Raw genomic sequence first — 12,484 nt, forward strand, 5'->3', positions numbered from 1 at the left:
ACTGCGGTTATCCCTTTAAGCGATCGACGCGTCGAACTTACGCCGCTGCGGATGATTCGGCCACCACCGGCTGACGCGGAAACGCCTTCTCGTACTCTTCCATAAACGCGCAGCGAATCAGTTGTTCCAAATGCGTGGCACGCTCCGTCGGGCAGAAAATCATAAAATGCACAATCTGCTCGCCCGCTGGCGCGCTGGAGATCTCGATGTGCGGTTCAGCGTTCGGCAAATCGACGCCCGCGTGCTTTTCAATCATGCTGTTGTAACGGCGCGCGACATCGATAAAGTGCGAAAAGTGCTCTTCAATACGTTCATGCATCACCGGCAACAACGGGTATAGATTCACAAACTCGGGCACCACAACATGAAAGTTGTGGAATACGTAACGCTTCATGAAGTTGAGATTTTTGACCGGATAAGTGAAAAACATGCTGTTGGGCAGCGTCGCCGTTTTGCCGGTGTAGTGGTATTGGCCGTGTTGCAGGTCAATCTCTTGAATCACCGTCGCCATCATATTGTGTTCAATCACTTCACCACTGAGTTTGCCCACTTCAATCCAATCGCCAATGCGAAATGAACGCGAACTGGCACGTTGAATCGAGCCGGTAAAACACAAAATGATCTCTTTTGATGCAACCACAATGGCAACCGCAATCGCCGTAACCGATAAGGCGAACTGGCTGATCTCTGGCTGCCACAGGACAAACATGACCAACAAGGTGGCCGCAAACGTGCCGTTTTTGGTGCTCGACATCCATTTACGCTGATGCTCGGTTAAAAACGCCGCGTCACCACGGATCTGAGACAGCACCATGCGACGCATCATCACCGCAAACAGCAATATCAATAAGGTAAAAATCAGTTTATGCGTTAGCAGATAATCGATGACCGCGTTGAGCTTCTCCATTACCCTCTCCTACTTCGTGATGTACAGCAACTTGCCTATTCATCTCTGCGGATGATGAAACGCTGTGATTCAGTCAAATGTGCGACATTGTAACCAAGCATCGCGGGAGTGTCGGTACAGGCTGCTCGTTCTATGCGCCCTGTCAAAAGTTTCTGCCTCTGCCGCCTAAGTTGTGTACACCCACGGGCGAGCCGCTTGCGCCAGAATGTCATTGGCACAAAAAAGCCGCCATGCGTGAGCACAGCGGCGTTGAATCAAACTCGAAGATGGCGGTGAATTAGGCGTTGTGATAATGGCGCGCAGTCTGCTCCGCCAATTTCACGATCACTTGTACGGCCTGTTCCATGCCTTCGATGGTGATGAACTCATGTATACCGTGGAAATTGTAGCCACCGGTAAAGAGGTTCGGACATGGCAAGCCCATGAACGAAAGACGCGCACCATCGGTGCCGCCACGAATCGGTTTGATCAGCGGTTGAACATCGCACGCTTCCATCGCAGATTTCGCCAGCTCGATGATGTGCGGATGCGGTTCAATCATCTCTTTCATGTTGGCGTAGTTGTCATTGATCACCAGCTCAACATGGCCTTTTTTCAGCTGACGATTCAACTCATCAACGGTTTTTTGCAGGAATGCTTTGCGCGCTTGCAAGCCGTCGCGCTCAAAATCGCGGATCAGGTAATCCAGTTGCGTCTTCGCCACACCCATTTTGGCCGATTTCAGATGGTAGAACCCTTCGTAGCCATCAGTGCATTCCGGTGTCTCTTCTTCCGGCATCATCAGGGCAAAACGCGCGGCGATGTGCATCGCATTGACCATCTTGCCTTTGGCCGTGCCCGGGTGAACGTTCACCCCATGGCAGATCACTTCTGCGCTGGCGGCGTGGAAGTTTTCGTATTCCAGCTCTCCCACAGGACCACCATCAACGGTGTAAGCCCACTGCGCGCCAAATTTTTTCACATCAAAATGATTCGCGCCGCGGCCAATCTCTTCATCCGGTGTAAAGGCAATACAGATGTCGCCATGCGGGATCGACGGATCCGCAATCAACATCTCAACAGCAGTCATGATTTCCGCAATGCCGGCTTTGTCATCTGCGCCCAGTAAGGTGTTGCCATCGGTGGTGATAAGGTTGTGGCCGTGCAGTTGGTGCAGATCCGGGTATTGAATCGGAGACAGTACTTCATCGCCTTTGCCCAGCGCAATGTCGCCGCCCTGATAATCTTCAACGATCTGAGGCTTTACATTCTTGCCTGAGGCATCGGGTGCGGTGTCCATGTGTGAAATAAAGCCGATCGGCGGCACCGCGTAATTCACATTGGACGGCAGTTTCGCCATGACATAACCATGTTCGTCCACACTGACGTCGCTCAAGCCGAGTTCCAGCAGCTCATCATGCAGTGCTTGAGCAAAGACCTTCTGCCCCGTCGAACTTGGGCAGTGGTGGTTTTTCGGCTTCGATTGAGTGTCGTAGGTTACGTAGCGCAAAAAGCGCCCAACAAGATTATCCATAGCAAGTCTCACTGTCTGTCAAAACGCAGTTGAGCTTCTCCTCAACTGAAAGAAAACGCGGTCTATCCCTGTTGGCAAGACGCCGAAACAGAGATACGCAGTCAATTGCAATCCATAGTACGGATTCTTCAGAGTGATGATTTGCTATAAATCAGTTTTTGGTGGATTAAAAAGAGAAACGCCCTACTCACAAATGAGCAGGGCGTGTCAGCATTACAGCGAGATAAAGATGCCTGCCAAGCAAGCGCTCATCAGGTTGGCAAGGGTGCCTGCCAGCACCGCTTTGATGCCCAGATTCGCCACTTCCGAGCGGCGCTCCGGTGCAATCACCCCAATGGAACCCAACTGAATTGCGATCGAACCGATGTTGGCGAACCCGCACAGCGCAAAGGTCACAATCACTTGCGAGTGCTCGGTCAACAGTGCGCGGTGGTCGACAAAGTCAATGAAGGCCACGAACTCGTTCATGACAATTTTCTGGCCAATGTAAGACCCCGCCAGCAACACATCACTGCTTGGCACACCAATCACCCACGCCAGTGGTGAGAACAGGTAACCAAACAGCGCTTGCAGCGTGATACCGCTAAAGCCCAGCACTTCGCCCAAACTTTCTAAGCCTGTGTTCACCATGGCAATCACGCTGACAAACGCGATCAGCATCGTGCCCACAGCCACCGCCACTTTCATCCCGTTCATGGCACCGCTCGCCAACGCGTCAATCACGTTGCTGTCGTTCGCGCTGTCCATTTCGATGTCGCTTTGATCGACGGGTGTATCGCGCTCCGGCACGATGATTTTTGCCATCATCAAACTACCCGGCGCCGCCATAAAGCTCGCCGCAATCAGGTATTTCAAATCAACCCCTAAACCGGCGTAGCCACCCAGCACACTGCCAGCGACTGATGCCATCCCGCCAGCCATCACCGCAAACAGTTCAGAGCGCGTCATACGTGACAAGAATGGACGCACCAACAAAGGCGATTCGCCCTGCGACAGGAAAATATTCCCGGTGGCCACCAGCGATTCCGCTTTACTGGTGCCAAGGAACTTTTGAATGCCGCCACCGATGAACTCAATCACCTTTTGCATGATGCCCAGATAGTACAGGGCTGAAATCAGCGCGCTGAAGAAAATGATGATTGGCAACACGCGAATGGCGAAGATAAAGCCTGAATTGGCAAGGTCACCGAACAGGAAGCTAATGCCCGCATCAGCAAAGCCCAGCAGGCTTGATACGCCGCTACTTAGCGATGCCAGCGCGCTCTGCCCCCAAGGGAAATAGAGCACCAGCGCGGCAAAACCCACTTGCAGCAACAGCGCGCGCGAGACGGTTTTCCAATTGATTGATTGACGGCTTTCAGACAGCGCGAAAGCGCACAGCACCAGCACCAGGACACCGATGAATCCAAATAAAATTGTCATTGTTTTACCCAGTTAAAAGTTTGTAATAAAAGGAAAAACCAAAAACTTGGTAAAGGAGGAAACATGCACGTCATCGGCACGGTCAGCAGACAGCGCACCGTGAAGTGTGAACAGTGTGTTCATAGAGAGATCACCTTATACAAGCGTTGGATGGATCGTAGCTGGTCCCAGTGGGGTCATTCACAGTTCCATGTGACGGCTTGTATTGGCTGAGCACCGGCTCATAGCCGGGCGGAAAGTATAGCGATCGAAAATAGAACTTCATCACATTTTTTGACGCAAACGTTCAAGCGTTCAATGTATGAACAATCGATCAACAAATTAAGTAATGGGAGAACCCATCACGCAGCGTGATACCACCGAAGTGCCACCTTGCTTCCAGAAGTGAACAAAAAAGACGCGATCGCCACACGGACATTTGCAGTCTGGCTGATCGCGTCTACGCTTATCGGAGTCTCTCTAAATCCCTTAGATACTAAAACGCTAACAACGTCATTGCCTCTTGTGATCTGGCTTCAGGTCCTTGAGGCGTTTTTATATGTCGGCATCACGCCTGCACTCTAATTTAAGTGCCCCACTTTTAGCGATTCAACTTTAGCGCCTCAATGTAAGCACTTCAGTCTCAGCGCTTAGATCACCGGGGAGAAATCCACGGTTTCCGCACCGCTCGACAACGTCACTTCCGCAACTTGGTCTGCTGGTAGTGGCAGCGTTAACCCATCGTACTGCACCGGATCATCGTCATCCCCGTTGCACGTAAAAGCCACGGTGTAATCGCCCAGTGGCAGGTAACCAAACGCATAACTGCCATCATCCCCCACCGCAGTGGAGGCATACGGCGTCACCACGCCATCGGGCACCGGAACATCCGTGTCAAAACTCGCATCGCTTTCATCCACCAAGTCGCCCAGCGTTGACGCCGCGACGCTGCCTTCATACAAATACACGTAATTGCCAGTATCCACGGTGCAGCCCGTACCTTCGGTAAACAGGGTTTGGTCCACCGTACCAGACAAGCTGGCGACATCGCTGTTGTTCAGAATCGATACGCCATGAGGTTTGAGAATGTAGCCATTGCTCGACCCGCTGTTCCCGCGCATCACCAGCGCATAGCGGAGGTCAAACTCGATGGTAAATGCCTGCGTCGATTCGTTGCTGACGGTAAAGCTACCCAAACGCAGCTTGTTGCTCGGCTGTTTGAGCGCCTGCGTGCCATCACCATCCACCACAAAATTGACGTTCGATTCGGTACTGACATGCAAAATCAGGTTCTGATACGTCCCGACCGGAATCGACTGGTTGCTGATAATCAGCGCAGCATCGCTTCCCTGATACGCCATCAAGTCAATCTGCTCATAATCCATGCTCGGATCCGACGGATTCACATCGAGGAAAATCGACGAACCGTCAGACTGCACCAACTCGACCTGTGTAAAGCCGACCGTGACAGAACTCGCGCTGTCAACCGGCGCATCCGACACCGAAAAAGAGACTTTAGACGTTTGTGTGGACGTGTCGCCATCACCGCCACCACAACCGACCAAGAGAAGTGCGGCACTGCTGAGTGCCATCCAAGGTAAAGTTTTCATGTTCGCACCACTTATTGACATACAGCTCAATTATAGAACAGTAATTTTGTGATTCATGAAAACAATAAATAAACTGGCAGGAGCCTGACAAATTGACGCTTTTTAACAGAACGCTGTCACTAATAAAGCACAAACCATTTTTCAGACGAATAAAATCAATCACCTATCCTCGCTGATAAGGATATGACCTCCCTGTCTTTTCGATCGTTGTCGAAATTTAAGCCGCAGCCACCGCCGCGGCTATTTTTTTGTCTGCGCGTCCGGCGCAACCCACAACATGCGACTCGTCATGGGCGCGGTGTCGATCTGCACGTGTGTGCCGTTCGATGAGAACACGTCATCACTCAACACATCAGTTAATGCCTGTGGCCAATTCAATTCAACCGTCTGGCTACGGGACGATTTATTAATGATCACCACCCCTTGCTCACCTCGGCAGAACACCAACAGATCATCATTGGCTTCAAGATTAACCATCGGCAGCCCGTGCATGCGGTTATGAAACGCAATTCGCGCCACCATGTGCTCCTCGTGCCAGCTCTGTTGCCAGCGCGGCTCACCTTGTGCATTGCGAATGCCGCTCGGATCCAGATCGGTGTAGATCAACGGCACCCCGCCATCTCGCCCCAACACATAGCTGTAAGCCAACGCTTCGCGTTCCGGAGACATCACCAAATTGGCGAACACGTCATTGTTGGGAATGTCATGGGTAATCGCAAACGTGATCGCCCGCTCTTTCGACAACGCATCCCCGAAACAATACGGATCAATCAACCCTTTTAAGCTACCGCTCGGTTGCAGGGCATTAAACAGCGTCTGAAACAGCGGAAAGTCATACGCCCCCAAGCGCGTTTCGGCCAAATATGGCTGCAAGAACAGTTGATACTCTTCTTTGGTCGCCCCACCGTCGGTGATGATTTCGCCGAAAATATGCACATCGTGCGCAATCGCGTCGGTCCAAACCTTCTTCAAATGCGCAATGGTCATGTGTTTTGCGGCATCAATGCGAAAGCCTTTGACGCCCAGCTTTTTCAATGCCACCAAGTAGTTTTGTTGCTGTGCGACCACATGGTCGTTATCACGCAGCGTTGGCAGACCTTGGTCATGCGGGCCGCCCGTGATCCGTCCGTTTTGCACCTGCCATTTGTCTTTCCAATCGTTGATGCCAAAGGCTTCGACGAAGTCGTCTTCTTCAAACAGCGGCTGAGACAAATCGCCAAACAGGCACTGTTTTTGGTAGTAATCCGGCCGCTGGCGATAGGCCGCCATGTCCGCGTCACTCGGGTATTGCAGATCCAAACGCTGTTTGGATTCGTTGGCCATGTGGTTAAACACCACATCAGCGTACACCCACAAGTCGCGCGCGCGCAGCGCATCCACCATGTGAATGAAGTCTTGCGTGTCACCCAACTGATTGTCGATAACGCGATAATCCTGTGGCTGATAGCGCTGCCACCACGGTGTGCCCGATGGGTGTTGGTAAGATTTCATCGGCGGTGACACCAGCACGGCTTTATAGCCCGCCTGTTCAATCGTCTCGGCACGTTCTGCAATCAGAGAATATGGCCAGTCGAACGCATGCAAAATGACATCCGTTGGATGAGAACTGATCATGATTTATGCTCCTTCTACGTCAGCAAGCGAAGAATACGGAAAATAATGAGTGCAGCTTGCTAATATTGTTGCTGATTATAAATCGACCAATCGCGGCGCAATCCCCCTTGCACAAATAATTTGTGGGTGAGCGACAGGGCGTAGACTCACTCGATTGCACCGATTTGGTTAAACTTTGACTCACTCCCAAGTAACGCATGATGCAAAAGCTATACTGAGTTGCAAGCTTCTAACCCTTTCTGGCTGCCAATTCTGCTCATCATTGAGTCAATTCAAGCGGTTAGGGTTTCATTCATGGTTACGACGGAGATGACTATGCGTACACTTCGAATTGACATCGTCTCCGATGTTGTTTGCCCTTGGTGCATCATCGGTTACAAAAGGCTGCAAGCCGCACTCAGCATCCTGTCAAACGAAGTTCAGGCCGAAATTTATTGGCATCCTTTTGAACTCAACCCGACACTGGCGCCGGGCGGCGAAAATCTGCGCGAGCATCTGGCGCGCAAATACGACACCACACCGCAAGCGAGCCAGCAGGCGCGCGACTCGCTCATCCGTTTTGGGCAAGAAGTCGGCTTTACCTTTCACTTTCACGATGACATGCGCATCTACAATACCCGCAAAGCACACCAATTATTGATGTGGGCCAACCGGCATTATAAGCAAGCCGCCTTAGAAATGGCCTTATTTGAAGCCTATTTCTGCCACGGGCTGGCAATGGATGAGGACGACGTGCTACTCAGCCTTGCCGAGCAAGTCGGCCTCAGCCGTAGTGAATGCGCGCAAGTGCTGGCCGATGAATCGTGGGCCACCGCAGTGGCCAACACCGAGCAGCAGTGGTTACAAGCCGGGATTCACGCCGTGCCCGCGATCATCATTGAGCAGCGGCACATTGTCTCTGGCGCGCAAACGACCGAGAGTTTACTCAAGCTGCTGCGCGAAATCCTGAGCAAGTCCCCCACGCATTAAGGTTGATTCGCGCTCGCGCACACCAAGCCCCTGCGCTAAAAAAAAGAAAAAGGCACCGCGAGGTGCCTTTTCAATTCAAACGTGCCACTTCGCTTAGTGAACTGGTCGGTCTGATTTTGCGAAGAACTGACCGAAGTACTGTTCCATCACTTCCGGGGTCAGTTTGCCTTCGGCTTCCAGCTTTTTCAGCTCAGCCGCAATCGCTTTCTGTTCTTCCAGGCTTGGCAGCGCCACTTCCGGCTCATCACCCATTTCCTGAGACATCAGCTCCAGTTCTTTCTCAAAATCGCTCATTGTACTTACCTAATCATTCAAAAATCACTGAGGGGGAGTTTACCCAACTCCCCCGCCGGATTCTAGAGCTTAAAGCTACCAACCATCTTATCCAGACGCGCAGACAGGTCACGCAGCTCTTGGCTCGCTTCCGCCAACTCCTCCGCCGTGCTGGTGGTGACTTCGTTGATGGCATTAATTTCTTCGATGTTCTGGTTGATGGTGTGAACCACCGTTGATTGCTCCTCGGTCGCGGTGGCCACTTGCGTGTTGCGATCCGAAATGTCGTGAATGCGATCCGAAATGCTCACCAGCACCTGCACCGCTTCATCCGATGAGGAAACGCCCTCGGACGTCACCGCAATCCCCGCCGACATCGCCGACACCGCATCTTTGGCATCGCTTTGCAGCTGGTTGATCATCTTTTGAATCTCTTCGGTCGATGAGGCAGTACGACTGGCCAGATTGCGCACTTCATCCGCCACCACCGCAAAACCGCGCCCTTGTTCACCGGCGCGCGCCGCTTCAATCGCTGCGTTGAGCGCCAACAAGTTGGTTTGGTCTGAAATGTCGCGAATCACGTCCAGAATTGAGCCAATATCTTGCGTGGTTGACGCCAGTTGCTGTACAACCTGACCGGTGCTTTCAATGTCAGCCGCCAATCGGCTGATCGCATCTTTGGCTTTGTTCACCACCACGCGGCCTTCGTCCGTGTTGCCCGACGCCTGATTTGCGGTTTCTGCCGCCGTCGCCGCATTGGATGCAATTTCAGAAATCGTCGCGCCCATTTGGTTAATCGCCGTCACCACCTGAATGGTTTGGTCACGCTGCTGCTGACTGTTGTCGTGTGTGGTATTGGCTTTGTGCGACACCGTTTCTGCCGCCACTTGCAGCGAATGACTGGTCGATGCCACCTCTCTCATCGATTGATGGATCTTCTCAATAAAACCGTTAAAACCCAGCGAGAGCTGCGCAATTTCATCTTTGCCGTCGATCGCAATGCGCTGCGACAGATCACCGTCACCTTTGCCGAGATCCGTAAAGCGCTGCGCGATTTGGCGAATCGGGTTGGCAATGCTGTTGGCCAGCACAATCCCCATCACGATGAAGATCGCCGCAACCACGATGGTGATGATCAGCATACGCTGCGCCATTTGATCGAGGTCGGCAAACACTTCATTGACTGGCACGGTGCCAATCACGAACCAGTCCATTGATTTGATGTACAGACTGGCGACAAACACTTGCTCGCCTTGGTAGTCGGTGGTGATCAAGTTAAAGCCAGATTTGTTCAGCAATTGGTTGGACGCTGCGCCATACAAGCTGTTCAACGACGCTTTGGCCTGACTCTTTTGACGGTGAATTTGGATGTTGCCTTTGGCATCGGTCAGAAACACAAAGCCGCTGTCTTCAATCTTAAAGCCGTTTAGAAGCTTCACCATGTCATCCATCGATTTCGACAAGCCCGACATGCTGACGCCGTTCACCACCTGATAGTTGGCAAACATTTTCACTTCGCCCGTTGCCTCTTGGAACATGCTGACCATGGTCGCATTGCCCGACGACGTAAAGCCAAAGAACCAGCCATCCTGCTGCTGATTCAGCTTGCGTAGGAAACCATTCTGGTTCCAGTAATTCGCGGTGTTACGGTTCGCCACAGACGCGTCATTCAACTTGTATTGGCTACGCACGTTGTTGAGCTGTTGAATCAGCACCGCTTGCTGCGTCGGGTCGATGGACTCGTTGGTGATCGCTTGTTTGATGAATTCGTTGTTCGCGATCTGTTCCGACGCCTGTAGCAGCGTGCTCACTTCACGATCGATTTGCGCGCTGATCTGCTCCAACATCGACGGCAGCTCAATGTCTACCAAACGATGTTCAAGCACATCACGCGCCTGACGTTGCGCCATCACCCCTAAAATGATGGTCGAGGCGAGCACGGCAAGGGTAATCCCGAGCACCACCTTTTGTTTAATGGTCATTGTGTTGAATTTGAACATCTTCTCCGCCTTCTACTCTGGCTCATGCTGTTAACGAACAACTTGTCGGCCACTTGAATGAAATCTTGAGAGTTATATCTGATTTTTATGTAAGAATTTTCTTATGTTTCACAAATTTGCAGGTATGGCATGACGAAATTTCTCATCCGTCCCCACTAAGCATGGTCGATGTACGTCATAAACGGCTAACTTTTCGCCAAACGATATCTGCGTCGAAGTTTTTCGGAACTTTTTCAGACAAAACACTCACTAAATGCCCAGAGTAAGCAGGGTAGATAAGCTCCAAGGAGAGTTGGGTTTCATGCAGTCACAGACTTTTCAAACATTACAGACCTATCTAAATCAACAAGTCATCGGCCAAGCATCGCTGGTGGAACAACTGCTCGTCGCGCTGTTGGCCGACGGCCACATTTTGGTGGAAGGGCCTCCGGGGCTGGCAAAAACACGCGCCGTGAAATCCCTTGCCGATTGCATTGAAGGGGATTTTCACCGCATTCAGTTCACCCCCGATTTGCTGCCCGCCGATTTAACCGGCACCGACATTTACCGCCCAGAAACCGGTGAATTTACCTTTCAATCCGGGCCGATTTTTAACTCGCTGATCCTCGCCGATGAGATCAACCGCGCACCTGCCAAAGTACAGGCCGCCATGCTTGAAGCGATGGCGGAGAAGCAGATCACTGCGGGGCGCCAAACCTACCCGTTGCCCGAGCTGTTTTTGGTGATGGCGACACAAAACCCGATTGAGCAAGAAGGCACTTACCCGCTGCCAGAAGCGCAGCTTGACCGTTTTCTGCTGCATCTGGATGTGGATTACCCCAGCGCCGAACACGAGCTGGCGATTTTGCGCCTTAATCGCGGCGAAGCCCAAGGCAGTGCAACAGCGACGCCGCCAGTCGTGACGCAAGCACAGATTTTTGCTGCGCGTCAGGAAGTATTGGCGATCCACATGTCAGAAGCGATTGAGCATTACGTGATTCGTTTGGTAATGGCCACGCGTCATCCCGCGCAATACGACAGCAAACTTGCCGAGTGGATTGAACTGGGCGTCAGCCCCCGCGCCACCATTGCGCTCGATCGCTGCGCCCGCGCCCATGCGTGGTTAAACGGGCGTGATTTTGTCAGCCCCGACGATGTGCAAGCGATGCTGTTCCCAGTGATGCGCCATCGCCTGCTGCTGACCTATCAAGCGCAGGCCGAAGGCGTGCATCCCAATCAGGTGATTGCGCATCTGCTCTCGTTGGTTGGCAGCGCGTAAGGTCGACCCATGGCTACCTCCCCTCAACAATTGCCCCCGCACGCCAACGGCGTGACACTGTGCCTTGAAGAACTGCTGCCCTATCAACAGCAGAGTGTGCGCTGGCTGCCGCCGGCGCGCAGCCTGTGGACGCAGATGGCTGGTCAGCACCAAAGCCGCAGCTTGGGCCGCGGCATGGACTTTGCGGAAGTGCGCCAGTATCAACCCGGCGACGACATTCGTACCATCGATTGGCGCGTCACGGCACGCACCGGCAAACCGCACACCAAGCTGTTTACCGAAGAGCGCGAAAAACCGGTGGTGCTATACATCGACTTAAGCGCATCGATGCAATTTGGTTCGCAACTGATGCTCAAATCGGTGCAAGCGGCGCATGTCGCCAGCCTGATCAGTTGGCTCTCCGTGGCGCAAAATGATCGCGTCGGTGCGGTGATCGATTTGGGGCATCGACAGATTGAACTCAAACCGACCAGTCGCCGCCAAGGGCCATTACAGTTAATGGCACAGTTAGTCACCGCGCAGCAAGAAGCGCTCAGCGGTCACCCGCCGGAACAAGCGCCGCTGCACAACGCACTGCAAGTGCTCAACCGCCTGTGCCCCAAAGGCAGCGAAGTCATTTTGATCAGTGATTTCGTTCGCTACGACGACTCACTTAAACCCTTATTCAACCAACTGCGTAAGCACAACCGCGTCCGCTTGGTGCATATTTATGACCCGCTGGAGCAAGGGAACACCGCATTTCGCGGTGTCGAACGCGTCACAGATAACCAACAAACGCGTTGGCTCAACTTTTCGATAAATAGTACGCGTTCAGGTATCAAAAAAGCCTTTGAATCTCAAAAAGAAAAACTAAAATCATTGAGCCAATCTATGGAGATGGATTATCGCTCACTGACTTGTGAGATCCCTTTGCTGCAACAACTGTCCGGATAATAAATA

At 52.4% G+C, this 12,484-nt stretch carries 10 protein-coding genes; 3 read left to right on the top strand and 7 right to left on the bottom strand.

Annotation, left to right across the window (positions count from 1 at the left end; translation table 11 throughout):
• Nucleotides 1-37 precede the first annotated feature (37 nt).
• From ACS18Q_RS20790 to ACS18Q_RS20810, 5 genes are all read right to left on the bottom strand, one after another.
• A complete protein-coding gene (locus tag ACS18Q_RS20790; RefSeq protein ID WP_004727115.1) occupies nt 38-907 on the bottom strand; it encodes a mechanosensitive ion channel family protein in 870 nt (289 codons plus the stop codon).
• A gap of 277 nt (nt 908-1,184) precedes the next feature.
• Nucleotides 1,185-2,420 carry a peptidase T gene (pepT, locus tag ACS18Q_RS20795; protein WP_004727116.1) on the bottom strand — a complete coding sequence of 412 codons (1,236 nt, stop codon included), beginning with the start codon at nt 2,418-2,420 and terminating at the stop codon, nt 1,185-1,187.
• Nucleotides 2,421-2,633: 213 nt separating this feature from the next.
• Entirely contained in the window at nt 2,634-3,842 is a 1,209-nt protein-coding gene (locus ACS18Q_RS20800; protein WP_014257652.1) for a NupC/NupG family nucleoside CNT transporter, read from the bottom strand.
• A 629-nt stretch (nt 3,843-4,471) separates the two neighbouring features.
• Nucleotides 4,472-5,431: a DUF4382 domain-containing protein gene (locus tag ACS18Q_RS20805; protein WP_441257808.1), complete on the bottom strand. Its 960-nt coding sequence runs from the start codon at nt 5,429-5,431 to the stop codon at nt 4,472-4,474.
• 240 nt (nt 5,432-5,671) lie between these two features.
• A complete protein-coding gene (locus ACS18Q_RS20810) occupies nt 5,672-7,045 on the bottom strand; it encodes an alpha-amylase family glycosyl hydrolase (protein ID WP_441257809.1) in 1,374 nt (457 codons plus the stop codon).
• Between the two features lie 315 nt (nt 7,046-7,360).
• On the opposite strand from ACS18Q_RS20810, the gene ACS18Q_RS20815 reads away from it, so the two are divergent.
• Complete coding sequence (locus ACS18Q_RS20815; protein WP_004727121.1) at nt 7,361-8,014, top strand: DsbA family oxidoreductase; 654 nt, start codon at nt 7,361-7,363, stop codon at nt 8,012-8,014.
• Between the two features lie 93 nt (nt 8,015-8,107).
• Here ACS18Q_RS20815 and ACS18Q_RS20820 read toward each other — a convergent pair whose 3' ends face one another.
• The gene (locus ACS18Q_RS20820; RefSeq protein WP_004727123.1) at nt 8,108-8,308 is read right to left on the bottom strand and encodes a restriction endonuclease subunit S; all 201 of its coding nucleotides are present in this window, start codon (nt 8,306-8,308) and stop codon (nt 8,108-8,110) included.
• Nucleotides 8,309-8,370: 62 nt separating this feature from the next.
• Complete coding sequence (locus ACS18Q_RS20825) at nt 8,371-10,287, bottom strand: methyl-accepting chemotaxis protein (RefSeq protein WP_014257655.1); 1,917 nt, start codon at nt 10,285-10,287, stop codon at nt 8,371-8,373.
• A 301-nt stretch (nt 10,288-10,588) separates the two neighbouring features.
• On the opposite strand from ACS18Q_RS20825, the gene ACS18Q_RS20830 reads away from it, so the two are divergent.
• Both ACS18Q_RS20830 and ACS18Q_RS20835 read left to right on the top strand, forming a co-directional pair.
• Nucleotides 10,589-11,545 (top strand): AAA family ATPase, encoded by a 957-nt coding sequence (locus ACS18Q_RS20830; protein WP_014257656.1) that lies wholly within the window; start codon nt 10,589-10,591, stop codon nt 11,543-11,545.
• 9 nt (nt 11,546-11,554) lie between these two features.
• Nucleotides 11,555-12,478: a DUF58 domain-containing protein gene (locus ACS18Q_RS20835; RefSeq protein ID WP_206980854.1), complete on the top strand. Its 924-nt coding sequence runs from the start codon at nt 11,555-11,557 to the stop codon at nt 12,476-12,478.
• Nucleotides 12,479-12,484 lie beyond the last annotated feature (6 nt).

Origin of the sequence: Vibrio sp. Vf1514 (assembly GCF_052076135.1) — a bacterium.
In the GTDB taxonomy this organism is placed as follows: Bacteria; Pseudomonadota; Gammaproteobacteria; order Enterobacterales; family Vibrionaceae; genus Vibrio; species Vibrio furnissii.

Coding starts and splice junctions, on each gene's coding strand:
- ACS18Q_RS20790 (WP_004727115.1), bottom strand. CDS start 907: ATGGAGAAGCTCAACGCGGTCATCGATTATCTGCTAACGCATAAACTG.
- pepT (WP_004727116.1), bottom strand. CDS start 2,420: ATGGATAATCTTGTTGGGCGCTTTTTGCGCTACGTAACCTACGACACT.
- ACS18Q_RS20800 (WP_014257652.1), bottom strand. CDS start 3,842: ATGACAATTTTATTTGGATTCATCGGTGTCCTGGTGCTGGTGCTGTGC.
- ACS18Q_RS20805 (WP_441257808.1), bottom strand. CDS start 5,431: ATGAAAACTTTACCTTGGATGGCACTCAGCAGTGCCGCACTTCTCTTG.
- ACS18Q_RS20810 (WP_441257809.1), bottom strand. CDS start 7,045: ATGATCAGTTCTCATCCAACGGATGTCATTTTGCATGCGTTCGACTGG.
- ACS18Q_RS20815 (WP_004727121.1), top strand. CDS start 7,361: ATGCGTACACTTCGAATTGACATCGTCTCCGATGTTGTTTGCCCTTGG.
- ACS18Q_RS20820 (WP_004727123.1), bottom strand. CDS start 8,308: ATGAGCGATTTTGAGAAAGAACTGGAGCTGATGTCTCAGGAAATGGGT.
- ACS18Q_RS20825 (WP_014257655.1), bottom strand. CDS start 10,287: ATGTTCAAATTCAACACAATGACCATTAAACAAAAGGTGGTGCTCGGG.
- ACS18Q_RS20830 (WP_014257656.1), top strand. CDS start 10,589: ATGCAGTCACAGACTTTTCAAACATTACAGACCTATCTAAATCAACAA.
- ACS18Q_RS20835 (WP_206980854.1), top strand. CDS start 11,555: ATGGCTACCTCCCCTCAACAATTGCCCCCGCACGCCAACGGCGTGACA.